This window comes from Acinetobacter sp. 802_lipA, assembly GCF_058242885.1.
The window spans coordinates 22,239-47,048 of the sequence record NZ_JBZAYP010000001.1 but is presented as its reverse complement, the minus strand read 5'-3'; the positions used below and the strand labels follow the sequence as shown (position 1 = coordinate 47,048).

Annotated in this window: 16 protein-coding genes, 2 tRNA genes, 3 rRNA genes, 1 pseudogene and 1 riboswitch; of the genes and pseudogenes, 16 read left to right on the top strand and 6 right to left on the bottom strand. The window is 41.5% G+C overall.

Annotated elements, in window-relative coordinates:
• Positions 1-30 precede the first annotated feature (30 nt).
• The 8 genes and pseudogenes from AC4CU3_RS00230 to rrf all read left to right on the top strand — a co-directional run bounded on the left by AC4CU3_RS00230 (position 31) and on the right by rrf (position 8,186).
• Positions 31-719 (top strand): annotated as a pseudogene (locus tag AC4CU3_RS00230) (nitroreductase family protein).
• Positions 720-891: 172 nt separating this feature from the next.
• Positions 892-1,485 carry a nitroreductase family protein gene (locus tag AC4CU3_RS00225; RefSeq protein WP_004984621.1) on the top strand — a complete coding sequence of 198 codons (594 nt, stop codon included), beginning with the start codon at positions 892-894 and terminating at the stop codon, positions 1,483-1,485.
• Positions 1,486-1,682: 197 nt separating this feature from the next.
• A complete protein-coding gene (locus tag AC4CU3_RS00220) occupies positions 1,683-2,345 on the top strand; it encodes a DUF2057 family protein (RefSeq protein ID WP_005401243.1) in 663 nt (220 codons plus the stop codon).
• A 427-nt stretch (positions 2,346-2,772) separates the two neighbouring features.
• A 16S ribosomal RNA gene (locus AC4CU3_RS00215) occupies positions 2,773-4,310 on the top strand.
• A gap of 61 nt (positions 4,311-4,371) precedes the next feature.
• Positions 4,372-4,448, top strand: a tRNA-Ile gene (locus tag AC4CU3_RS00210).
• A 68-nt stretch (positions 4,449-4,516) separates the two neighbouring features.
• A tRNA-Ala gene (locus AC4CU3_RS00205) sits at positions 4,517-4,592 on the top strand.
• 410 nt (positions 4,593-5,002) lie between these two features.
• A 23S ribosomal RNA gene (locus AC4CU3_RS00200) occupies positions 5,003-7,896 on the top strand.
• A 175-nt stretch (positions 7,897-8,071) separates the two neighbouring features.
• Positions 8,072-8,186, top strand: a 5S ribosomal RNA gene (rrf, locus tag AC4CU3_RS00195).
• The 16S, 23S and 5S rRNA genes sit together here with 2 tRNA genes alongside, the layout of an rRNA operon.
• Before the next feature lie 175 nt (positions 8,187-8,361).
• On the opposite strand, the gene AC4CU3_RS00190 is transcribed toward rrf, so the two are convergent.
• The 5 genes from AC4CU3_RS00190 to AC4CU3_RS00170 form a co-directional block, all read right to left on the bottom strand.
• A complete protein-coding gene (locus AC4CU3_RS00190; RefSeq protein ID WP_005399395.1) occupies positions 8,362-8,922 on the bottom strand; it encodes a lytic transglycosylase domain-containing protein in 561 nt (186 codons plus the stop codon).
• A gap of 713 nt (positions 8,923-9,635) precedes the next feature.
• Positions 9,636-10,835, bottom strand: coding sequence for an acyl-CoA dehydrogenase family protein (locus AC4CU3_RS00185; protein ID WP_490737885.1), 1,200 nt, complete (start codon positions 10,833-10,835; stop codon positions 9,636-9,638).
• A gap of 17 nt (positions 10,836-10,852) precedes the next feature.
• A complete protein-coding gene (locus AC4CU3_RS00180) occupies positions 10,853-12,139 on the bottom strand; it encodes an acyl-CoA dehydrogenase family protein (protein ID WP_490738451.1) in 1,287 nt (428 codons plus the stop codon).
• A 231-nt stretch (positions 12,140-12,370) separates the two neighbouring features.
• Positions 12,371-13,744, bottom strand: a complete 1,374-nt coding sequence (locus AC4CU3_RS00175; RefSeq protein ID WP_058869652.1) for an ABC1 kinase family protein — start codon at positions 13,742-13,744, stop codon at positions 12,371-12,373.
• Between the two features lie 157 nt (positions 13,745-13,901).
• Positions 13,902-14,207: a hypothetical protein gene (locus AC4CU3_RS00170; RefSeq protein WP_004979505.1), complete on the bottom strand. Its 306-nt coding sequence runs from the start codon at positions 14,205-14,207 to the stop codon at positions 13,902-13,904.
• Positions 14,208-14,433: 226 nt separating this feature from the next.
• Here AC4CU3_RS00170 and AC4CU3_RS00165 point away from each other — a divergent pair, with 226 nt between their 5' ends.
• The 8 genes from AC4CU3_RS00165 (at position 14,434) to AC4CU3_RS00130 (ending at position 23,461) form a co-directional block, all read left to right on the top strand.
• Complete coding sequence (locus tag AC4CU3_RS00165) at positions 14,434-14,823, top strand: lysozyme inhibitor LprI family protein (protein ID WP_228254625.1); 390 nt, start codon at positions 14,434-14,436, stop codon at positions 14,821-14,823.
• Positions 14,824-14,928: 105 nt separating this feature from the next.
• Positions 14,929-15,939 carry a 50S ribosomal protein L3 N(5)-glutamine methyltransferase gene (gene prmB / locus AC4CU3_RS00160; RefSeq protein WP_010326759.1) on the top strand — a complete coding sequence of 337 codons (1,011 nt, stop codon included), beginning with the start codon at positions 14,929-14,931 and terminating at the stop codon, positions 15,937-15,939.
• 15 nt (positions 15,940-15,954) lie between these two features.
• Positions 15,955-17,046 carry a chorismate synthase gene (aroC, locus tag AC4CU3_RS00155; RefSeq protein ID WP_490737884.1) on the top strand — a complete coding sequence of 364 codons (1,092 nt, stop codon included), beginning with the start codon at positions 15,955-15,957 and terminating at the stop codon, positions 17,044-17,046.
• 261 nt (positions 17,047-17,307) lie between these two features.
• A complete protein-coding gene (locus tag AC4CU3_RS00150) occupies positions 17,308-18,111 on the top strand; it encodes a hypothetical protein (protein WP_005399402.1) in 804 nt (267 codons plus the stop codon).
• A gap of 246 nt (positions 18,112-18,357) precedes the next feature.
• Positions 18,358-18,444, top strand: a riboswitch (glycine riboswitch).
• Positions 18,445-18,576: 132 nt separating this feature from the next.
• Positions 18,577-19,821, top strand: coding sequence for a D-amino acid dehydrogenase (locus tag AC4CU3_RS00145; RefSeq protein WP_005399403.1), 1,245 nt, complete (start codon positions 18,577-18,579; stop codon positions 19,819-19,821).
• A 182-nt stretch (positions 19,822-20,003) separates the two neighbouring features.
• Positions 20,004-20,231, top strand: a complete 228-nt coding sequence (locus AC4CU3_RS00140) for a hypothetical protein (protein ID WP_078426344.1) — start codon at positions 20,004-20,006, stop codon at positions 20,229-20,231.
• 254 nt (positions 20,232-20,485) lie between these two features.
• Positions 20,486-21,916: a GGDEF domain-containing protein gene (locus AC4CU3_RS00135; RefSeq protein ID WP_336000056.1), complete on the top strand. Its 1,431-nt coding sequence runs from the start codon at positions 20,486-20,488 to the stop codon at positions 21,914-21,916.
• 54 nt (positions 21,917-21,970) lie between these two features.
• Positions 21,971-23,461, top strand: a complete 1,491-nt coding sequence (locus AC4CU3_RS00130) for an amidase (RefSeq protein WP_336000054.1) — start codon at positions 21,971-21,973, stop codon at positions 23,459-23,461.
• Between the two features lie 55 nt (positions 23,462-23,516).
• On the opposite strand, the gene AC4CU3_RS00125 is transcribed toward AC4CU3_RS00130, so the two are convergent.
• Positions 23,517-24,671 carry an MFS transporter gene (locus tag AC4CU3_RS00125; protein ID WP_336000052.1) on the bottom strand — a complete coding sequence of 385 codons (1,155 nt, stop codon included), beginning with the start codon at positions 24,669-24,671 and terminating at the stop codon, positions 23,517-23,519.
• Positions 24,672-24,810: the final 139 nt, after the last annotated feature.

Below are 24,810 nucleotides of genomic sequence, written 5' to 3'. Positions count from 1 at the left end.
GGCATCACTGTACATTTTGGGGAACACGGTATGGCTTTATTACATAAAATTGGACAAGTTCTAACAACGGATTTAACCAAAGATTTAAAATTTAAAAAAAAATCACGAAGAAGACCTAAAACAAACCACATTGTATCGATCAACTAAAAAAGTGACGTAGTATTTATGTTTTAGGGAAGCGTGTACATTTAAGTCAGGTGTATTTAGCTGAATTGATCCAAGAGGCTGTGCGAAGTTGTCCTTCGGCACATAATTCACAAAGTACTTGTATTGTGATTTTAATGGGCGATTCACATCATCACTTTTGGAATGTCGTAAAAGAAGTGCAGCGCAAGTTAGTCCCCGCGCATATTTTTGCTGGTGTAGAACTGAAGGTTGATCAATGCTCGGCAGGATTTGGTACAGTTCTATTCTATGAAGATCAGCAGATCATTCAAAAATTACAAAAGAAAATTCCTTTTGATGCGGCAGAATTTCCAGTTTGGTCAGAGCAAGTTTCAGGTATGGCCCAATATGCTGTATGGACTTGTTTAGCAGATGCAGGTTTGGGTGCGTCATTACAACATTATAACCCGAGTATTGATGCTGATATCTCCAAGGTTTTTGAGATTCCAAAACATTGGCTGTTACGTGCGCAATTGGTCTTTGGTTCGATAGAGGAAAAAGCCGCTGAAAAAGAACATTATAAAGATGAAGAGCGCTTTATGATCTATGCATAATGACACGGAATAATCTTTAGTGATTTCTAGATCAAGTTTTGTAATGTTATGGCATATTGTTCTATTTTTAAGACACTATGTCGCTGAATTAAGCATGTTCAAATTTGAAATTATAGCTATGATGAATATGAATCACATATAACAAGATCGTGAGATCGCTGAGGAAAATAATATGTCATTTTTAGACCACATCAAACAACGTCGTACCATTTATGCTGTTGGTAAAAATGTAGCATTAACACCAGAACAAATTGAATCTGTAATTAAAGAAGCGGTAAATCACAGTCCTTCTGCATTTAACTCACAGACTTCTCGTATTGTGACTTTGTTTGGTGAGTCGCATTTACAGTTTTGGAATGTGGTGCGTGAAACTTTACGTAAAATTGTTCCAGACGCTGCTTTTGAAGGCACAAATGCAAAAATTAATAGCTTTGCTGCAGGCTATGGTACGGTTTTATTTTATGAAGACCAAGATGTTGTAAAATCATTGCAGGAACAATTTGCGCTTTATGCAGATAATTTCCCAGTTTGGTCTGAACATTCTTCTGCAATTGCTCAATTTGCCGTATGGACTGCGTTATCTGAACAAAATATTGGTGCGTCATTACAGCATTACAATCCAATCGTAGATGCTGAGATTGCAGAGATCTTCGATATCCCTGCGAATTGGAAACTTCGTGCACAACTTGTTTTTGGTTCGATTGAAGCGCCTGCGGGTGAAAAAACATTTATGGCGGAAGCGGATCGCTTTAAAACATTCAATTAATCGCTAGTCATTAAAATGAAAAAGAGCAGAGTAGATCTGCTCTTTTTTTGTTTAAGGATTTATCTTTAAAATATCAAAGCTTAGCAATATATATTGTAGTTGCGAATTGGTTCTAAGCTCAGAAATTGTCATAAAATTGTCATTTATACACTGCATAGTGCAACTAAACTTTAATAAACCATCGATAGAGTGTAAAAATGACCTTACGCATAACCCTTGCAACAGCAGCATTGATGTTGAGTACTTCAGTATTTTCAGCGGTGACTATTACTGCTCCAGAGGAAATAAAAATTGAAGGCTTAAATGGGCAAGAGGTTAAGAGTCGTTTATTCAGTTCTGACAATAAATATAATATTGATGCTGGTGAAAATATTATCAGTGTTCGCTATACCCAGTTTTTTGAAGAGCATCCGGGTATTGGCTCCCACGATATCGTTCGCTCAGGGATTGTAAATATTAAGACCCCAATTTTACAAGACCAACAGTCTTACCGTTTGGCACTGATCAATCCTCCGCAAAACCATGATGATGCCAAAGCTTATGCTAAGCAGCCGATCTTTGGTCTATACAATGCCAAAAATCAGTTACTGGTTGAGCAAAAGGGCAGTAAAACTCAAAATGCAGGCATTCTTCAAAATTTATTTAGCGATGCACCAACCGATCTAACTCAAAAAGCAACGACAGTGGTACAACCTGCACCGGTCTATACGTCACAAGCTGTTGTTGCGAAAGCTGGGACAGATAAACAAAAAGATTTAACAAGTTCTGGCAATGCTCAACAATTAATTAATACTTGGAAAAGTGCATCTAAATCTGAACGCCAAGCGTTTATGGCTTGGCTTGCTGAACAAGCACAGTAGCTGGTACATTCTAAAAAAAACAGCGTTAGCTGTTTTTTTTATTTAGATAGCGCATTTATATGGTGGATAACTTGATAATGTTGACCATAATTTAACCTAAAACGTATTTTTTGCTTTAAAAATAACCAGTCGAATGGTTTTTTTAAATTATTTATTTAAATGCTCTTGTGCTGCAAATAAAACTGTATAGAATACGCAGACACCAACGCAATGTAGTGAATAACTTAAAGCGAAGGTCTTGCTGATGACGAATCAGTAAGAAGATCATTAAGAGATTATGAAGAACAACTTGTGTGGATTTTTACTGATTGATCGATCGAAAATATTTCATTGATTGAATGGTAAAAATTACTCGAAGTTTATTTGAGAAATATTTGTCAGAAAATTGATGAGCCAAGATTTGTAGCCATAAGCTACTAATGATTTTTAACTGAAGAGTTTGATCATGGCTCAGATTGAACGCTGGCGGCAGGCTTAACACATGCAAGTCGAGCGGGGAAAGGTAGCTTGCTACCTGACCTAGCGGCGGACGGGTGAGTAATGCTTAGGAATCTGCCTATTAGTGGGGGACAACATTCCGAAAGGAATGCTAATACCGCATACGCCCTACGGGGGAAAGCAGGGGATCTTCGGACCTTGCGCTAATAGATGAGCCTAAGTCAGATTAGCTAGTTGGTGGGGTAAAGGCCTACCAAGGCGACGATCTGTAGCGGGTCTGAGAGGATGATCCGCCACACTGGGACTGAGACACGGCCCAGACTCCTACGGGAGGCAGCAGTGGGGAATATTGGACAATGGGCGAAAGCCTGATCCAGCCATGCCGCGTGTGTGAAGAAGGCCTTTTGGTTGTAAAGCACTTTAAGCGAGGAGGAGGCTACTTAGATTAATACTCTAGGATAGTGGACGTTACTCGCAGAATAAGCACCGGCTAACTCTGTGCCAGCAGCCGCGGTAATACAGAGGGTGCGAGCGTTAATCGGATTTACTGGGCGTAAAGCGTGCGTAGGCGGCTTCTTAAGTCGGATGTGAAATCCCTGAGCTTAACTTAGGAATTGCATTCGATACTGGGAAGCTAGAGTATGGGAGAGGATGGTAGAATTCCAGGTGTAGCGGTGAAATGCGTAGAGATCTGGAGGAATACCGATGGCGAAGGCAGCCATCTGGCCTAATACTGACGCTGAGGTACGAAAGCATGGGGAGCAAACAGGATTAGATACCCTGGTAGTCCATGCCGTAAACGATGTCTACTAGCCGTTGGGGCCTTTGAGGCTTTAGTGGCGCAGCTAACGCGATAAGTAGACCGCCTGGGGAGTACGGTCGCAAGACTAAAACTCAAATGAATTGACGGGGGCCCGCACAAGCGGTGGAGCATGTGGTTTAATTCGATGCAACGCGAAGAACCTTACCTGGTCTTGACATAGTAAGAACTTTCCAGAGATGGATTGGTGCCTTCGGGAACTTACATACAGGTGCTGCATGGCTGTCGTCAGCTCGTGTCGTGAGATGTTGGGTTAAGTCCCGCAACGAGCGCAACCCTTTTCCTTATTTGCCAGCGGGTTAAGCCGGGAACTTTAAGGATACTGCCAGTGACAAACTGGAGGAAGGCGGGGACGACGTCAAGTCATCATGGCCCTTACGACCAGGGCTACACACGTGCTACAATGGTCGGTACAAAGGGTTGCTACCTAGCGATAGGATGCTAATCTCAAAAAGCCGATCGTAGTCCGGATTGGAGTCTGCAACTCGACTCCATGAAGTCGGAATCGCTAGTAATCGCGGATCAGAATGCCGCGGTGAATACGTTCCCGGGCCTTGTACACACCGCCCGTCACACCATGGGAATTTGTTGCACCAGAAGTAGGTAGTCTAACCGCAAGGAGGACGCTTACCACGGTGTGGCCGATGACTGGGGTGAAGTCGTAACAAGGTAGCCGTAGGGGAACCTGCGGCTGGATCACCTCCTTAACGAAAGATTGACGATTGGTAAGAATCCACAACAAGTTGTTCTTCATGACGATGTATCTGAGGGTCTGTAGCTCAGTTGGTTAGAGCACACGCTTGATAAGCGTGGGGTCACAAGTTCAAGTCTTGTCAGACCCACCAAATCTGACTAACAAGCATTATTAAATGCTGAATACAGAAAAACAGAAACATTGACTTATTGATAAGCTGGGGACTTAGCTTAGTTGGTAGAGCGCCTGCTTTGCACGCAGGAGGTCAGGAGTTCGACTCTCCTAGTCTCCACCAAATTTCAAGACAAGAAAACTTAAAGCACTGCTTTAAGGCTTTTCCTTGAAATTTAAGCAAGAAGCTATGCTTCGCGCAGATAGGTTGGATTATAGAATTTAGTAAGTTGAAGCTTATTAACTTCTGTGATTTATCACAGTTTCCTGACCTGACGAAGGCTGGAAAAATCATTAACAGAATATATTTGAGTTGAAATAATTTGTTCATACTCGTTTTTAAGATCGACATTAACAGTGATTTATTACTGATTGATGAAGGTTGAAGAAATGAGTTACTAGCGAAATTAACTGAATCAAGCGTTTTGGTATGTGAATTGAATTGAAGCTGTACGGTGCTTAAGTGCACAGTACTTCAAACTGTAATGTTGAACGTTCTCACTTGTAGGAACGATCGACTGTTTGGGGTTGTATAGTCAAGTAATTAAGTGCATGTGGTGGATGCCTTGGCAGTCAGAGGCGATGAAAGACGTAATAGCCTGCGATAAGCTCCGGGGAGGCGGCAAATATCCTGTGATCCGGAGATTTCTGAATGGGGAAACCCACCTGTCATAAGGCAGGTATCGTATGATGAATACATAGTCATACGAGGCGAACGAGGGGAAGTGAAACATCTCAGTACCCTTAGGAAAAGAAATCAATTGAGATTCCCTCAGTAGCGGCGAGCGAACGGGGAAAAGCCCATTAAGTCATATCAGTTTTAGTGGAATGCTCTGGGAAGTGCAACCATAGTGGGTGATAGTCCTGTACACGAAAGGGCTGATATGATGATGTCGAGTAGGGCGGGGCACGTGAAACCTTGTCTGAATATGGGGGGACCATCCTCCAAGGCTAAATACTCCTGACTGACCGATAGTGAACCAGTACCGTGAGGGAAAGGCGAAAAGAACCCCTGTGAGGGGAGTGAAATAGATCCTGAAACCGCATGCATACAAGCAGTGGGAGCCGACTTGTTCGGTGACTGCGTACCTTTTGTATAATGGGTCAGCGACTTACATTCAGTAGCGAGGTTAACCGCATAGGGGAGCCGTAGAGAAATCGAGTCTTAATAGGGCGTTTAGTTGCTGGGTGTAGACCCGAAACCGGGTGATCTATCCATGAGCAGGTTGAAGGTTGGGTAACACTAACTGGAGGACCGAACCCACTGTCGTTGAAAAGCCAGGGGATGACTTGTGGATAGGGGTGAAAGGCTAATCAAACTCGGTGATAGCTGGTTCTCCCCGAAAGCTATTTAGGTAGCGCCTCGGACGAATACCATTGGGGGTAGAGCACTGTTTCGGCTAGGGGGTCATCCCGACTTACCAAACCGATGCAAACTCCGAATACCAATGAGTACTATCCGGGAGACAGACTGCGGGTGCTAACGTCCGTAGTCAAGAGGAAAACAATCCAGACCGCCAGCTAAGGCCCCAAAATTATAGTTAAGTGGGAAACGATGTGGGAAGGCATAGACAGCTAGGAGGTTGGCTTAGAAGCAGCCACCCTTTAAAGAAAGCGTAATAGCTCACTAGTCGAGTCGGCCTGCGCGGAAGATGTAACGGGGCTAAAACTATATGCCGAAGCTGCGGATTTGCAATTTATTGCAAGTGGTAGGGGAGCGTTCTGTAAGCCGATGAAGGTGTATTGAGAAGTATGCTGGAGGTATCAGAAGTGCGAATGCTGACGTGAGTAACGACAATGCGAGTGAAAAACTCGCACGCTGAAAGACCAAGGGTTCCAGTCCAACGTTAATCGGGGCTGGGTGAGTCGACCCCTAAGGCGAGGCCGAGAGGCGTAGTCGATGGGAAATTGGTTAATATTCCAATACTTCTATGTAATGCGATGAGAGGACGGAGAAGGTTAAGTCAGCCTGGCGTTGGTTGTCCAGGTGGAAGGTTGTAGGCATGTATCTTAGGCAAATCCGGGGTACTCTATGCTGAGAACTGATAGCAAGCTGTACTTGTACAGTGAAGTGGCTGATACCATGCTTCCAGGAAAAGTCTCTAAGCTTCAGTTACATAGGAATCGTACCCGAAACCGACACAGGTGGTCAGGTCGAGTAGACCAAAGCGCTTGAGAGAACTCTGCTGAAGGAACTAGGCAAAATGGTACCGTAACTTCGGGAGAAGGTACGCTGCCGACGGTGATAGGATTTACTCCTTGAGCTATTGGCAGCCACAGAAACCAGGCCCCTGCAACTGTTTATTAAAAACATAGCACTCTGCAAACACGAAAGTGGACGTATAGGGTGTGATGCCTGCCCGGTGCTGGAAGGTTAATTGATGGGGTTAGCGTAAGCGAAGCTCTTGATCGAAGCCCCAGTAAACGGCGGCCGTAACTATAACGGTCCTAAGGTAGCGAAATTCCTTGTCGGGTAAGTTCCGACCTGCACGAATGGCATAATGATGGGGGCGCTGTCTCCAGCAGAGACTCAGTGAAATCGAATTCGCCGTGAAGATGCGGTGTACCCGCGGCTAGACGGAAAGACCCCGTGAACCTTTACTGCAGCTTGACATTGAACTTTGATCTTACTTGTGTAGGATAGGTGGGAGGCTTTGAAACCGAGACGCTAGTTTCGGTGGAGCCAATCTTGAAATACCACCCTGGTAATATTGAGGTTCTAACTCTGTCCCGTTATCCGGGACGAGGACCATGTCTGGTGGGTAGTTTGACTGGGGCGGTCTCCTCCTAAAGAGTAACGGAGGAGTACGAAGGTGCGCTCAGCGTGGTCGGAAATCACGCGTAGAGTATAAAGGCAAAAGCGCGCTTAACTGCGAGACCCACAAGTCGAGCAGGTACGAAAGTAGGTCTTAGTGATCCGGTGGTTCTGTATGGAAGGGCCATCGCTCAACGGATAAAAGGTACTCTGGGGATAACAGGCTGATACCGCCCAAGAGTTCATATCGACGGCGGTGTTTGGCACCTCGATGTCGGCTCATCTCATCCTGGGGCTGAAGCAGGTCCCAAGGGTATGGCTGTTCGCCATTTAAAGAGGTACGCGAGCTGGGTTTAGAACGTCGTGAGACAGTTCGGTCCCTATCTACCGTGGGCGTTGGAAATTTGAGAGGATCTGCTCCTAGTACGAGAGGACCAGAGTGGACGAACCTCTGGTGTACCGGTTGTGACGCCAGTCGCATCGCCGGGTAGCTATGTTCGGAAGGGATAACCGCTGAAAGCATCTAAGCGGGAAGCCTACCTCAAGATAAGATTTCCCTAGGACTTTATGTCCTCTAAAGAGCCGTTGAAGACTACGACGTTGATAGGTTGGATGTGGAAGCATAGTGATATGTGAAGCTGACCAATACTAATTGCTCGTGAGGCTTGACTATACAACACCCAAACAGTTGGTGTTGTGGTTCAAATCACTGCAAACAACTTGATTTAGTTATAAAGCTAGATAAAATATCCAACTCAAATATACCTGTTAATAACTCATTTGATGAAAGTTAGGCACGAAGAGCACTGCTCTGAGGTTAGACCCAACGAATAGTCATAAACAGTTGTGCTGGCGACAATAGCAAGAGTGAACCACCTGATCCCTTCCCGAACTCAGAAGTGAAACCTCTTAGCGCTGATGGTAGTGTGGAGTTATCCATGTGAGAGTAAGTCATCGCCAGCTCATTAATTCAAATCCCCCTCCGCTTAAGGCTGAGGGGGATTTTTTTATGCAAGGAAGGTTGAATAATGTTAGATAATAAAAAAAGAGATAGAGAACGAGTGAAATAGCTTATCTATAAGGGCATAAATGGTAAAAAGCCAGCATTTTCTGGTTTTTATGTCTTATTTAAAAGAGGTTATAGAGCATCTTTTAAGTTTTCTTGATGTGCTTTAACCTGTTTGGCATATTTCTTACCTTGACGCTTCATCTTCCAGCTGGAATGGTAGCCTGTTGGACCGACATTATAATAAGCCAAAGCTTTGGGCCAACTTTCTGCTTTTTGGTTATAGTTAGCGAGAATATAGGTGCCACAATTAATATTATTAATCTCTTCAAATAAATCGCCAGGGCAGGTTTGTTGCCAATAGCGTGGAATAACTTGAGTAAGTCCAATAGCACCAGCAGGGGAAACAGCATAATTTCTATAGCTAGACTCTTGTCTTATGACGGCTGCAACTAGTAATGGATCGACATTATAGCGATCGGCACTTTGTACAATCATGGGTGCAATACGTAGTGCTGTATTGGGCTCAACAGCGTATGCCTTTTGAATGCCATTGGCTAATTTTGCTGAACGCTTTTCAACCGAACCGCCACCTAGTGATGCACAACCAGTAAATATTAAAGTTATTGTTAAAATTAAAACAGATTTAGCTTTAATATGAGATGTTGGCAAGTATCGTTGATAATTCAGCAAACTGTATATCCATTGGTATAATGTCTGAGAAGATCATATTGAGCTGTGCAATTACAGTCAAGTTGAGACAGAAGGTACTATTTTATGGTTTTGTTAAATCCGTACTTTATTTAAGCGAAATAGATGTGATTAATCAAAAGTCTATATTTTTATGCGGTGAGTAGAACCACTTGCAAAGACAGTTTTGTCACATAAATACAGAGTATTTAAATTTACCATACCTGATCGTATGGACCAGTCAAAGAAATTCCTCTTGCTTATAATAAATAGCCTAAGTAGCTTCTAGGCATCTAAATTTGTAAGACTGGCTATTCTCCAAATATTAGGGTGGAAATTAGGAAGATGTAAGACCTAATGTAAAGACATGACTGACGTTGATAAAAAACTTTTAAATTTCAAAAAAGAGTGATTTACACGCAACAGAAAACAGCATCGGCTATTTTTTTATGATGATACTCATCAATATTATTAAAAAAATAGAATAGGCATATATAGAAAATTAAAGGCTTTTATCTAATATTAAATTTGCTCAATAAATCTAAGTTCTGTGATAGCGATACGTTTTTTGAAGCGCAATAAATAAGTTCAGGCGTTGTTAGTTAGCATGAATTTAAGTCCAACGATTTCTTATTTTACATTACTTTCAATGTGAAAGCATGATTCTTTATTTAGAGAAACCATGGCTTCAACATGTCCGAATGGGACGTTTTATATTATTTCAATTCGCTTGATGACTTTCCGAGTTCACGGCGTGCGATGATGAGTTGCTGAATCTGTTGCGTACCTTCAAAAATATCTAGAATTTTAGAATCTCTTGCCCATTTTTCTAAAAGCTCATCTTCGTTGTAACCGACTGTTGATGCAAGTTCGACGCACTTAAGGGTAATTTCATTACAAATTCGACCAGCTTTGGCTTTGGAGATAGAGGCTTCTTTTGAGTTTGGCTTTTTGTTATCTGCCATCCATGCAGCTTTTAAGGCCAGTAAACGAGCCGCTTCCCATTCGGCTTCCATGCGATAAATTTGGCTCGCAATATGAGTCGTTTGTAAGTATGGCGTTATATATTGAGGATCCAAATAATCGTTGAAGATCTCTTTAATCCGTTCTAGTGAGGCCTTGGCACAGCCTATAGCCATCGCTGCAACGAGCGGACGGGTATTATCAAAAGTTTCCATCACGCCAGCAAAGCCTTTAGCAATGTCAATTTCCGCATTTCCCAATAGGTTATTGGCAGGCACTCGGCAGTCGATTAAACGAATAACTGCGGTATCAGAGGCTTTGATTCCTAGTTTATGTTCTAAACGTTCTACTGTCATGCCAGGAGTCCCTTTAGGAATCACAAAAGATTTGATCGCTGAACGGCCTAATTTTTTATCCAGAGTTGCCCAAACGACGATAGCGTCGGCACGGTCACCTGAAGTCACGAAAATCTTTTCACCATTTAAGATGTAATCTTCACCATCTTTTATTGCCGAGGTGCGAATAGCGGCAGAGTCCGAGCCACAGTTCGGTTCAGTGATTGCCATGGCTGCCCATGTGTTTTTGAAACGCTCTAACTGCTCTTCATTGGCAACAGCTGCTATCGCTGAATTTCCTAGACCTTGGCGGGGCATCGATAGGAGTAAAGCTGTGTCTCCATAACACATTTCAATTACACTTAAAGCGGTAGAGAGATTCACTCCATTTTTATTGCCTTGTTCATTTGTACCTCGCTTGCCGACAGCAGCCCCCGCATTCATACCTTCACCACCCTCATTCATACCATCGACTAAAGATGCCAGCATATCCAGTTCTTTAGGATAGCTGTGTTCAGCTTTGTCGTATTTTCGGGAGATGGGACGAAGTACATTGATGGCCACTTGGTGGGCTTGATCAATCAGTAATTTAAATTTTTTAGGGTTTTGTAAATTCATGCCAGTTTTCCTTTTTATTATGCATGTAGACCAGAGTGAACAATTGCTGTTGCACGTAAATCACGATACCAACGCTCAACAGGATGTTCTTTGGTGAATCCGTGCCCACCTAAAATCTGTACACCATCGGTGCCAATTTTCATGGCTTTTTCGGCACAAAATAAACGTGCTAAATAGGCTTCACGGTGAAATGTCTGCCCAGATTCAGCGAGACTTGCGGCATTTAGAATGAGCATACGCATGGCATCAATTTCAATGGCCATATCGGCAATCATAAATGCAACACTTTGACGGTGAGAAATTGGTTCACCAAAGGCGGTGCGTTCATTGGCATATTCAATACAATATTTTTTGACCGCTTCACATGTGCCAACCGCCATTGCACACCACATTAAATTGCCGAGGTCTAAAAATGCCGTGTAGTTGAAATCTTCATCACCTAAGCGTAAAGCAGGGGTTTGATTAAAAATTAAAGTTGCTGTTTCGGTTGCTTTGAGCCCCATAGCGGGAGATTTTTTAAACTGAATACTTTCATCCCGTCTGAGAATAAAAACTTCAGCTTGGCCATTAAGTTCAGCACTGACAAGGAAAATATCTGCACTTTCAGCCAATAGTACTAGTGTCTTTTCACCTTGAATAAAATATTGACCATCACGTGAAATGGCTTTGGTTTTTAACTGGTAAGGATTAAAAGCAGGCGTAACTTCTTGAATTGCAAAGCTAGCGCGAATGCTACTGTCTTGCGCAAAACTATTTAAATATAAAGCTTGTACTTGCTCAGAACCCCATTGTGTAATGGCATTAATCACACTAAAGGTAGAGAGCATACCCGCGGCTAAACTAAAATCACCTTTGGCCAGATGCTCTGCAATAAGTACATTACTCAGAATATTTTTCTCAGCAGCGACACCACCAAGCGCCTCAGGCAAAGCATAAAAGTTCAGACCTAGCTCTTCAATATATTGCCAAAGTTCTGTTGGAAAAGTTTCATTTTGATCGGCACTTGCGGCTAATGGGTAAAGTATATCGGCGGCAAACTGTGACATGTTGTCGATGGCCATTTGCTGATCTTCTGAATAGCTCAGATCAAATAATGATTTTTCTTGATTGTTAAGCCGCTGTTTATGTAGATCTTTATTTGCTTTAAAGGCTTTTTGTGTTTTTGATAGAGTCTTATAGCCAGCTTTTGAGCCTTGATAAAGCGATTTCTCGATAAATTTTCTAAGTTTTAATTGGTCAAGTACATCGCTACTTGCCATTTTTGTGATCAGTGATAAGCCAAATCCCTGCGCTTTATTTACCATATTTGTCATTATTTTCATCCAGCAGAATTATTCTGTGGTTTTATGCTGACATAGCGACACACGAATAACTATGTCATGACTGACATGATGTATTGTCAAAGATAAACGGTATGTGGTGTATTTTAAATTATTCTAATATTTTGTTTTTTAAGTTCTTTATTGAATCATTTGGAATTGAAATGATTGATCAATTGACCAAAGTGAAGCAATGTCATTTTGGTCAATGAGCCTTTAGATAAATTTTTTCACCATTGCACGAACATTGGTTTTCGCTTCAATCACAGTCATAAAGGTATAAGCACCAATAAATTTACGACTAATAAACATAAACTCTTTGGGTGGAACACTGAAATAACGAGATGCCATCGACTTAGAAGCTTGCTGCATTACACGGCTATGAAGTTGGCTTGCTTTCCAGTCATAAGCAAAGTGTTCATCCATAACACCAGCAGGTAAGTCAGGGTTATTGCTTGGGCTGCTGAATGCTTCAGTTGCAAGTAAGAAGACTTTAGCCATATCGGGTTTAATGCTTTGAGGGATAGAGTCGAAAAACTCATAGCCTGTCATTGCTTGAACCATTTCTTCACTACTATGATTAAACCCAGCGTGAATGAGCTTACGTGCAACACCGAGTAAGTGTTCATCAAACTGTCGGATTGCGCCAAAATCAAGCAAAACGATTTTGTCCAAGATGTCATTACCATTACCTAAGCGAACGAGGTAATTACCAAAGTTCGGGTCGGTCTGCATTTCACCCCATTCAAAAATCTCGCGTACCGCAATTTCAAGTGATGCTTCGCCAAGTTTGTTGCGACGTTCTTGCGGAAGAGACAGCATGACAGGGCTGTTAATCGGCACACCACGTTCAAATGTCATACACAATACTTGGTCTGTGCAGTAGCCATCTATAATTTGTGGCACGATGTAGCGAGGGTCTTCTTTTAAGCGAGTAGCAAAGCGGCGTGTGGTAGCAGCCTCAATTTTATAATTGACTTCACGGTGCATCATCTCACGAACTTCATCGAACCATTGGTCGAACTCGCGTGTTTGCGGCACCATACGTGTCAGTTTAAGCATGTTTTTAAACAGGCTCATGTCTGAGTCAATGGCTTCAGCAACGCCTGGATATTGAATTTTCAATACCATCTCTAAACCATCAGACTTGCGCGTTGCACGGTGGACTTGTGCCAGTGATGCAGTGCCCAGTGGCTCATGATCGATGGTCAAATCATCCAGTTTAGAACCCAACTGGCTGTGCAGTTGCTGTTTTATCGCAGGCCACGCTAAAGCGACTGTTTGATTATTTAAAGTATTTAAGGCTTGCGTGATTTCTTCAGGTAGAAAGTGTTCACCATAAAGCGCCATCATTTGGCCAATTTTGACGATAGAACCTTTAAGTTTACCTATTTCAGAAACAAGATAATCGGCCTGTTCTTTCATTGCTTTTTTGCGTTTCTTTTCTTTTTCTTCTTCGCTAGAAAACATAGTTGTCGCATTAGAAGCAGCCCAACGTGTTCCAGCAAGCAACGAAGCTTTGGCAATCGATAAACGACGATCCATAGAGGAGGTTTTCAGTTGTTTAAGCTTATCGTTGTGATCTGACATAATTCAGTAAAATCCTTTCATCAGCAAGGGCAGCATTTTAGATTGTAACGGATAATATCGTGTATTCACGTATTAAAAAAGTTCAACTTGCTGAATCTAGAGTTAAAAAAGGCCATAAGTGTTAAGCAACCATCTAAATAAAGCCTAATCGGGATTGTTACATGCGAAATTTTACTTTAAGCGTATTTTTCTGAATCAATTCATCTTTATGCATTTGTATGTGTTGCAGGATCATTTCTTGTACCGGTTGGTGCATAAACCCATGTGCATAACCTTTAACAATGATGATGCTCGGTAGGCTAAAAAAGAAGTATCGAGCATCTTCAATAGTTGCACATTCATAGATCCCTTGTTGCTGTAACAGCTTTTGGAAATAGGCTTTTTCAGTGGCGACATGATTGTTTTCGGTGTCATTCCAATAGCGTTCACGCATCGCCATTAAATTGTTGTGTTTATAACTCATAAATTTGGGGAATATTGGCAGAAGAACTCACCTTATAATAAGGCTGTTTGATCAGGTTTCAATGCAAAGCCTGTGACTTCATGTAAAAAGCTGTGCGGTGGAAATTTTATAGAGGGCTAGTATGTTCATACAAAATAGGATGTTATATTAAAGCGCTGCAGCACGCAGATGCTGTGAATGATTAGATTAAAAAATCAATGAAGAAAATTTGCTTTGGGGAAAGGAATTGAAACAAATATTCAGTGCGTTGCTTGTTGTGGGATTATTCAGTGGTTCAGCCTATGCAATGGGCCCAACTAAAAAATATGAAGCATGCATGAAGCAAACTGGCAATGTCTTGAGTGAAATTGATGCATGCATGAGTAAAGAATATAAAGTACAAAAGAAACGCTTAAAGAAAGTATTTAAGCCGTATTTAGCGAAGGCTCCTGCAGAAGAGCAAGGACTGGTTAAACAGTCTCATCAGCAATGGCTGGCGCAGCGTGATCAGATTTGTAATAACAAACCTATCGTGAAAAATGAAAAGACTGAATTACAGCGTATTTCGTGTCTGATGCAAATGACGCAAACCCGTGCAGATATGTATGAAGCACGTACAGGCCGTATAAGCAAATAAGAGCAAAGCGTATGAAAATGTGTTTGCTGTGCATCAAAACATTATAAATCATAGAAAAACAGGGTATCATAAGGCGTTTTTATTATGACCTTGGAGACGCCTTTAGTGGATCGCCCGACTATTAGCCCTGAACATATACAGGAAGCCGCTGAAAACTTAAGCACAATTCGTGATTTTATCCGTTTTGGAGTGACAGCATTACGTCAATACGATGCACATTTAGGTCAAGGTACAGAAGACTATTTTGCTGAAAGCTCAGCTTTGGTTTTACAAACTTTATCTTTAGATTGGAATGCGGATGCTGAAATCTTAGAGTCGAAGCTACTACCAAGCGAAAAGACAGAAGTTTTAAGCTTATTAGAACGTCGTATTAATGAAAAAGTACCGACTTCATATTTGCTTAATTTGGCATATTTTGATGGCAAGCCATATTATGTCGATGAACGTGTACTGATTCCACGTTCACCGATTGCAGAATTGATTCAAAACCGTTTTGCACCTTATTGCTTAGGTGAAAATGGACAAATGGGTGAAGCAGTCAATAACTTGCCAGAAAACCCGAATCCAAAAACGCCACAACGTATTTTAGATATGTGTACGGGCTCAGGTTGTATCGCGATTGCTCTGGCTTATGCGTACCCAGATGCCGAAGTAGATGCAACAGATATTTCTAAAGAAGCTTTAGAAGTGGCTCAAATTAACTCGGAACACCACGACAAACAGTATCAAGTGGCTTTACTTGAGTCTGACCTGTTCTCCAAAATTCCTGCTGAAAATCAATATGATCTTATCGTGTCGAACCCACCTTATGTGGACGCTGAAGACATGGCAGATTTACCTGAAGAATTCCACCATGAACCAGAATTGGCTCTGGCAGCAGGTCAAGATGGCTTAGATTTGGTTCGTAAAATGTTAGCTCAAGCGCCAGATTACTTAACTGAAGATGGTCTCATCGTGATTGAAGTGGGTAATTCTGAATGGGCAATGCGCCAAAACTTTAATACTGTTGATTTTTACTGGTTACAGTTCCAAAAAGGCGGTACAGGAATCTTTGCATTGACCGCTGCTCAATGCCGTCAATTCCGTGATTTATTCATTCAATCTGTTCAAGCATAAAAGGAGTCGTTAGACATGGCAGGTAATAGTATAGGGCAACTCTTCCGTGTAACGACTTGTGGTGAATCTCATGGTGTAGGCTTAATGGCGATTGTGGATGGTGTTCCACCGGGCCTTGAGCTTACAGCAGACGATTTACAAAAAGATTTAGACCGTCGTAAGCCGGGCACTTCTAAATTTGCGACGCAGCGCAAAGAACCTGATGAAGTTGAAATCATTTCAGGTGTGTTTGAAGGTAAAACAACAGGCACACCAATTGGTTTATTGATCCGTAACACCGATCAAAAATCCAAAGATTACGGCAATATTGCACAAAGCTTCCGTCCGGGACATGCAGATTATACTTATACACAAAAGTATGGTTTCCGTGATTATCGTGGTGGTGGCCGTTCAAGTGCGCGTGAAACAGCTATGCGTGTGGCTGCGGGTGCAATTGCGAAAAAATACTTGGCTGAAAAGTTTGGTATTTTAATTCGTGGTCATGTAACCCAAATTGGGACTGAAATTGCGGAAAAATTGGATTGGAATGAAGTACCTAATAATCCATTTTTCTGTGGCGATGTCGATGCCGTACCGCGTTTTGAAGCACTGGTGACTTCATTGCGTGAACAAGGTACCAGTTGCGGCGCAAAGCTTGAAATTTTGGCTGAAAAAGTACCTGTCGGTTGGGGCGAGCCTGTCTTTGACCGTCTAGATGCTGACATTGCCCATGCTATGATGTCTATTAACGCGGTCAAAGGCGTTGAAGTTGGTGATGGTTTTGCCGTTGCGGGTCAGTTTGGACATGAAAGCCGAGATGAGTTAACCACTGATGGCTTCCTTGCGAACCATGCAGGGGGTATCTTGGGCGGTATTTCGAGTGGTCAAACTATTCGTGTTGCAATTGCGCTTAAACCAACAGCATCTATTACCACATCGGGTAAAACGATCAATATTAATCGTGAAGACACGGATGTATTAACCAAAGGTCGTCATGACCCTTGCGTGGGTGTGCGTGCGGCTCCGATTGCAGAAGCAATGCTTGCGATTGTTTTAATGGATCACTTTCTGCGTCATCGTGCTCAAAATGCAGACGTCGTTGCACCATTTGCACCGATTGAATACTAGAAAATTCTCTTTATATTTAAGAGAATACATATTAAAGTCAGACTTCGGTCTGACTTTTTTTATTTACGTATGAAAGCTAATCTTAAATATAAGAAAAGAGCTGTTGGCATATTATGCACGTTATGGTTATCACGATACTCAGAAAACGGCATCTTACCTATTAAGTGCCAAAGTAGGCCAAACGTTGATGAATCTTCATTCGGTCTTACTGAGTAAGAAAATTTAGAGAGTTCATTTTTAAAAGAAAAAAGGAAGGGGGATATGAATAAAAAAATAAGCACAGTCAGACGAGGCACCATTATATTTTTATCATTACTCACAGTTTTGGTTATTTCATTGTTGATATACGGCTACGACAGTATGCATGACCCTGAAAAAGTTAAAGCGCGCTTATATGCTTGTGGAAAATTTGGTGATCAGCACATGCTCATTGATAAGCAGTATTTACTTTTTGGCAGAGTGACTTATCAAGGTGTGAATTATTGGGGGAAAAATATAAAAGAAGAACACGAGGCCAAAGGTTGTGGTGATCAAATTCAACATATTGCTTTGAAAGTGAGATGGCCCGAAATGACAGCATCTAGAGAAGGCTTTAGATTAGGTTCTGAGTTTAAAAATGATATCACAATTGCATTAAACCAACGTTCCGTTTGGAAAGAGGAGCAGGGAAGTAAAGACTTTTTTAATGAGTTTTTGCTTTTAAAACTATACTTAAGAAAAGGAATGTCTTCTGGTGGAGAAGAGGTAAGTGAAGTATGGATAGATGAAACAAAAACATTTAATTCAGATTTGGGACTCTACGAAATAGAGGTAAAAAGTGATGATGGTGTTGGAAAAAAGGTGTATTGGCAGGAGCGTAAAGGTAAAGGGGTAAGCCTAACCATTAAGTGCCTTTATTTTAAGGATGGGGCAACAAAATGTGAATTTAATACACATCAGCCCAATTATGGGTTTAATACGAGTTATATCACTATAAAATTTCATAGTGAGTTACTGCCACATTGGCAAGAAATTTATCAAGATGCAGAACAACTTATTCATTCTTTTAAGGTTGAGAAAAAATAAAATGAAACATCCGAAGAGTATAGACCGTACCTATGCTCAAAGATGTTTAGATGACCTCAGCATAGCTCAGATGTGCGCGATAGATATGTCCTATTTTAAAGCAGTAACAGCGCAATTTTGATCAGTATAGTGCAACGCTTGCCCTAAGCTGAGGTTGTGCTGTATAAAAATAAACGAAAGATAATACTTTAAGAGCAGTTTCCAACCGGATGATTACATGGTATATAAATTGCTCATAGAATAATAAGCATTATTGCAGGAGAGAAATGTTCTGCATTCGCCGAAGGAGCAACGACCCCGGAAACTCTCAGGCAAAAGGACTGTAATAATGAAAAAACTCTGGAGAGAAGTGTTCAATCACTCACCGAAGGGGATGGTTTAAAATATCATGGGATGTTTTAGGTCGAAGCTCTCAGGTACACATGACAGATGGGGTTGACATCAAACAATAAAAAGGAGGTGTCTATGTGTCATGTCGTTGTCATTGGTGCTGGAATTACAGGCGTAACTACTGCATATGAATTAAGTCAATTGGGTTATCAAGTGACCGTTGTTGATCGTCATTTATTTCCAGCCATGGAAACTTCTTTTGCAAATGGTGGACAACTGTCTGCATGTAATGCGGAAGTTTGGAACCAAAAATCGACAGTGCTGAAAGGCATGAAATGGATGTCTCAAAAATCTGCCCCTTTATTGCTCAATCCTGCGTTTAGTGTGCATAAATATGCATGGCTGATGGAGTTTCTGGGCAATATTAAACATTATGAGGCCAATACCCACGAAACAGTACGTTTGGCTTTATTGGCTCGACAACGCTTGTTCGAAATTGCGGATAAAGAGTCAATCGACTTCAATTTAGAAAAACGTGGTATTTTGCATTTTTATCATAATAAACAAGATTATGACGTTGCTATTCGAGTTAATGATTTACTCAATAAAGGTGGCCTTGAACGTTGTGGCGTAAGCAATGAAGAAATTAAGCAAATTGAGCCGACATTGACCGGCGACTATTATGCTGGATTTTATTGTGAAGGTGATGCGACGGGTGATATTCATAAGTACACCACAGGTTTGGCTGAAGTCACCAAAAAGTTAGGTGTGAAGTATCGTTTTGGTATGGATGTGACAGATATTCAGCACTTAAGCTCAGGTGTTGAAGTGAAGTTACAACCAAGTTCAGAAAATGTTGAACTGCTTCCAAATGAAGTGGAGATATTGGCTGCCGATGCTGTTGTGGTTTGTGCAGGTGTGGGTAGCTATCAATTGGCTGAATTGGTTCAAGAACGCGTCAATGTTTATCCTGTAAAGGGATATTCGATTACTGTGATGTTAAATGACGAAGAGAGTCAGCAAAATGCGCCGTGGGTGAGCTTGCTGGATGAAAGCGCGAAAATTGTAACTTCACGTTTAGGTAAAGATCGTTTCCGTGTCGCTGGCACTGCTGAGTTTAATGGCTATAACCGTGATATCCGTGCAGATCGGATTCAACCTCTTGTTGACTGGACCAATCGTAACTTTAAAGTTTCGACAGAGCATGCGGTCCCTTGGGCAGGTCTTCGCCCCATGATGCCGAATATGATGCCTGTAGTTCGCCGTGGAAAGCTAGAACGTGTGTTCTTTAATACAGGACATGGGCACTTAGGTTGGACGCTATCTGCAGCAACTGCGGCAATGATTAGTCAGGAAGTCGCGACAGCGTATCCTGTTTAATTCGAGTGTATTCTTGGATAGATAAAAACAAGTTTGCTTCGAGCTTGTTTTTATTATTTCTGTTTAATGATGTTATAATTCTGCCTTAATTTCAAAAGATTGCTCACAAATGAATACTTTAAACTTGAGCAAAAATAAGTAGTATTGTTTCAAGCAATTGATGACTAATGTGAAGGTGAATAATGATTAACATGAAAATGGCTTTGGTGGTTTTAGCTTCTGCAACAATGCTGTCGCTTGCTGCGTGTAGTGACAAAAAACAAGAGACTGAACAAACGCCAGTGGAAAGTTCAGCGGCTGAAACACCAGTAACCAATATTGAAGTTAGTCCAGAGATGATTGATGCTGCACCTTTAGAGTCTGAAGCAGCAGGTGCATCAGCACCAGTGGCAGCGTCTGAAGCAAAATAAGTCCAAAGATCAAAAAGCCTCCCGATGTGGAGGCTTTTTTTATGGGTGAGAGTGATATCAGCATTTAATCGTAAATATCTAGATTCAGGATATAAATCAAAAAATCATATTGAAACCATAACGAACAATCGATAGAGTTTATTTAGTAAATATTGTCAATCTGTGATGGTTTTCATCAATGCATCCTTTGCAAGCAAATGGACAGTAGAAAACATGATGTTTAATCATAACTCATGTAAAAATGAGGGAATATTTTGTACGCAGTTAAGCTCACAGAAGTATCGTTGAATTTTAAACAGCATGGCCGAGCATGTTTGATTGTTGCTGCGGTGATTTTTGTCTGCTGCTTGTTTGGTATTTTCACTCGACCGATTGCATATTTCGCTTATTTTTGGCCAGCTAATGCTGTACTGATCGGCTTATTTTTACGGTTTAAGCCACTCAGAAATGCTGGTGGTTGGTTGGGCGCATTTATTGGTTATATGTCGGCAGACTTAGTCACAGGGAATCATCTTGAGCTGACTTTGGCTTTAACGATCGCCAATTTTATGACGGTAGGCGTTTCGTTATTTTTTATCCATTATTTACAAATTGACTATCGTGCATATAACAAAGGCTTAAATTTTCTTTATCTTTTCTTGGTTTGTGCTTTTCTTGGATGTTTTTCCAGTGCGATATTTGCCGTTGCGGTCGTTCCGTATATGCCACACACCTTTATGAGCACGCAAGACTTGTGGGCTGATTTTTATATTTGGTGGACAGGGGAAGTACTAAATTGTATTTCACTTTTACCCCTCATTTTAACCTTTCCGGCAGCGAAGAAATTAAAGTATCTTTGGAATAACCGTAGACAGTGTGAAACCCAGTTTGTCGATGTTTTACCCTTACTCTCAGTTTTAATTTCTGTGGCATGTACTCATCTGTTCTTTGGTCCTGGTGCCTTACTTTTCCCTTTAGCAGGGCTGATTTGGGCGGCTTTGAGTTACAACTTATTTTATGTGAGTATCATTAACAGTTTGGTTTGTTTTGTGACGTATCATAGTTTAACGACCTATTATATTTCACGTACAGCAGACAACTTCTTGGCCACTTCTATTTCGGTGCGTATAGGGCTGTGCATGTTGATGATTGCACCTTTGCTTTTATGTATTGTGAGTCGTAATCGTCATGATCTGTATAAAGAAGTGCTCTATCTGGCCAACCATGATCCCTTAACTCATGTGGGAAATCGCCGTTTTTTCTTCACTCAAACTGAAAACTTATTGAAGGAAAATCTGGTTAAATCGATGAGTATCATTGTGCTGGATATTGATCACTTTAAGAAAATGAACGATCAATATGGTCAATATATTGGTGATGTATTGCTACAAAGCTTTGCCACGACGGTGAAAAGTAATTTGCGTGAACAGGATTTATTTGCGCGTATGGGCGGTGAAGAATTTGTGGTGGTGTTAAATAATACCACTGAAATTGAATCGCAAATCATTGCAGAACGTATCTGCCGTGCTGTTGCTACTTCAAAAACCCAAGTGGCACATGCTGTTTTGAGTATGACGGTGAGTCTTGGTGTGGTGCATCAAGTTTTACCAACGCAAAATAGTCTACAGAGCTTGTTAAATCGTGCTGATCGGGCGCTATATCAAGCCAAAACTTTAGGACGCAATCAAGTACAACTTGCCTCATAGGTTAAAATTTAGTAAAAGTATAAAACAATAAAAACTATAGATACTTGGATAAAAATGAATTTTTCTGAATACCTTCGTTATGATGGGCTGGGTTTGGCTGAGTTGGTTGCACAAAAACAAATCCATCCCGCCGAATTATTACAAATTGCAATTGAGCGTAGCCAACAAACCAATCCTGCTTTAAATGCGATTATTATTCCGATGCATGATTATGCCAAGAACAGAGCGCAAAATGCATTGTCTGGCCCATTTGCTGGGGTGCCATTTTTAGTAAAAGATTTATTTCAAGAATATGCAGGTTATCCAACTTCTTACGGATGCCAAGCATTTAAACGTACGGGCCATATTGCAGAACACAATGCAGAAATTGTAAACCGTTGGGAAAACACAGGCATTTTAACTTTTGGCCGTACTAATACCCCTGAGTTTGGTATCAAAGGCATTACAGAATCAGATGCTTGGGGAGCCTGTCATAATCCTTGGAATTTAAAACATAACAGTGGTGGCTCATCGGGTGGTTCCGCTTCTGCGGTGGCCGCAGGAATTGTTCCCATTGCGGGTGCTGGTGACGGCGGTGGATCAATTCGAATTCCTGCATCGTATTGCGGTTTATTTGGTTTAAAACCGAGTCGTGGACGTACGCCGTGGGGTCCAGATATGAGTGAGGCAATGCACGGCGCTGCGATACAGCATGTATTGAGTAAAAGTGTAAGAGACAGTGCAGCGATGTTAGATGCAACGCAGGGTGCAGAGCATAGTTCATTATTTAAAATTGAACTACCCAGCCAAAGCTATTTGGCCTGTCTACAGCAGCCTGTAAAAAAACTTAAAATTGCATTTAATACTCAGTCGCCTATCGGAACCACAGTGTCTAAAGATGCAATTGATGCTGTACACCATACTGCACGTTTGTTGGAGTCTTTAGGGCATACAGTGGTCGAAGCACAACCTGAGATAGATGGTATGTCTTTGGCCAGAGACTTTATCACGACGTGGTTTAGTCAATTTTCTTATATGTTAGAGCAGATCAAGCAACACGTTCCGACCACAGCAGGAGATTTTGAGCTGGATTCTTTAGCTTTGGCTGCCTTTGGTGCGAAAACGACTGCGCTAGAATATATTCATAATCTGAATAATTGGGGTGTGTATGTCACCAAAATGAACCAATTCTTTGATCATTATGATCTTTATCTGACTCCTGCTACAGCTTCAGTCGCACCCAAAAATGGGCAAATTTCTACCCCATCATGGCAAAAACCAATTTTAAAAAGCTTACTAAAAGTCGGCAAAGCACATTTGCTGGCGCAAGGAAAACTGGTCGATAAAATTGTGAAAGATAATTTGCGTTGGGTGCCTTTTACTCAGTTAGCTAACATCACTGGCTTACCTGCGATGTCTGTACCTTTGTATTGGAATGCTGACAATCTTCCGCTTGGTTCACAGTTAATTGCACCTTTTGCCCGTGAAGATCTGTTATTACAGTTGGCTAGTCAGCTTGAACAAGCCCAGCCATGGTTTCATAAATATAGTGAAATCAAGGTTTAGAAAGCTGATTAATTAAATTGTTGTAGTTTATGCGGACAGATCAGAAGAGAACTTTTTAAGCTTGAACTTCTTTGGGTAAGTACCGAACAAAACCTAAACCCAGTAGCACAGCACAGCCTGCCAAAATAAAAATAAGTTCGCCTGACAGGCTGTGCCAATAATGTCCTGCAAGAATACTTCCAGATGCTACACCCAGTCCCCACATGGTGCTATACAGGGCTTGACCACGTCCTTGTTGTCCTAAACTAAAGTTTTGGAAAATGATACGCATGGCGATGAGATGAAATAAACCAAAGCTAAAGGCATGGATGGTTTGTGCGAAGAACTGGATCGCGAAGGTTTGTGGAAAAGAACCGACCATAAACCAGCGTAGCGCCGTGAGGATCAGACAAATAGACACCATGAGTCGCCATGAAAAACGTTTGAAAAAAACGTGAGCAATGGCAAACATAATAATTTCTGCCATGACACCGACAGCCCACAAAAAACCAATTTCTGTGGTTGAGTAACCAGCTTGTTTTAAGAAGTTGCTATAAAAACTATAAAAGGGCGCATGCGAAAAAAGCAGAATAAACTCGATACCGAAAAATGCCGCTACAACGGGTTTTTTTAAAATAGGTAACAATGGCTCGAGTTGCCCTTGTGAATGGGGTGCAGTGGTCGGTTCTTTTATGCTAAATGACCAAATAAAGGCCAAAAAAGAAATGCACAGCAATAAAACTGGCAGCATAGAGATGGGCAAAATTTCTAATAAGGCTCCGATACCAAAAACTCCGACAATAAAACCGACCGAGCCCCATTTTCGAACTTTTCCATATAAAGCACTGCGTTGTTCCGCGAGCCAAAATAGAGTTACGCCTTCAAACTGAGCCAGAATGGCGTTTTGGAAGAAGCTAAAGATCAGCATAAGCAGGGCGATCGCCTGAAAGGAGTTTGGAATGATAAAAATCATGAACCAAATACAGGCTTCCATCCACGTTGCGACTCTGACCAAGAGCATCCGTTTCCCTGATTTATCTGCAATCCAGCCCCAAATAAAAGGAGCAAAAAAACGGGTAATGATCGCAATTGAGGAAAGGATACCGATTTCACTGTAGTTAAAGCCTTGATCTTCGAGATACAGGCTCCAAAACGGCATGAACGTGCCCACAATGGAATAATAAAAAAAGTAAAAGCCAGCCAGTCGGTGCCGAATGGGAAAAGAAAGCATCGTACTGTATTCCTTGCTAGGGTGAGCAGATTCTGAAGAAGACTTGAACCTAAAACAAAGCTTCAAGTCGATGAAGCTTCAAGAATTTTAAAATGGATTGTTTAAATCATGCTTATTCAGAGTTTAGGGATTAAAGCTC

What these genes read in the sequence shown, in the direction of transcription:
- AC4CU3_RS00225 (WP_004984621.1), top strand. Translation starts at nt 892, where the DNA reads ATGTCATTTTTAGACCACATCAAACAACGTCGTACCATTTATGCTGTT.
- AC4CU3_RS00220 (WP_005401243.1), top strand. Translation starts at nt 1,683, where the DNA reads ATGACCTTACGCATAACCCTTGCAACAGCAGCATTGATGTTGAGTACT.
- AC4CU3_RS00185 (WP_490737885.1), bottom strand. Translation starts at nt 10,835, where the DNA reads ATGAATTTACAAAACCCTAAAAAATTTAAATTACTGATTGATCAAGCC.
- AC4CU3_RS00180 (WP_490738451.1), bottom strand. Translation starts at nt 12,139, where the DNA reads ATGGTAAATAAAGCGCAGGGATTTGGCTTATCACTGATCACAAAAATG.
- AC4CU3_RS00175 (WP_058869652.1), bottom strand. Translation starts at nt 13,744, where the DNA reads ATGTCAGATCACAACGATAAGCTTAAACAACTGAAAACCTCCTCTATG.
- AC4CU3_RS00170 (WP_004979505.1), bottom strand. Translation starts at nt 14,207, where the DNA reads ATGAGTTATAAACACAACAATTTAATGGCGATGCGTGAACGCTATTGG.
- aroC (WP_490737884.1), top strand. Translation starts at nt 15,955, where the DNA reads ATGGCAGGTAATAGTATAGGGCAACTCTTCCGTGTAACGACTTGTGGT.
- AC4CU3_RS00150 (WP_005399402.1), top strand. Translation starts at nt 17,308, where the DNA reads ATGAATAAAAAAATAAGCACAGTCAGACGAGGCACCATTATATTTTTA.
- AC4CU3_RS00145 (WP_005399403.1), top strand. Translation starts at nt 18,577, where the DNA reads ATGTGTCATGTCGTTGTCATTGGTGCTGGAATTACAGGCGTAACTACT.
- AC4CU3_RS00140 (WP_078426344.1), top strand. Translation starts at nt 20,004, where the DNA reads ATGATTAACATGAAAATGGCTTTGGTGGTTTTAGCTTCTGCAACAATG.
- AC4CU3_RS00130 (WP_336000054.1), top strand. Translation starts at nt 21,971, where the DNA reads ATGAATTTTTCTGAATACCTTCGTTATGATGGGCTGGGTTTGGCTGAG.
- AC4CU3_RS00125 (WP_336000052.1), bottom strand. Translation starts at nt 24,671, where the DNA reads ATGCTTTCTTTTCCCATTCGGCACCGACTGGCTGGCTTTTACTTTTTT.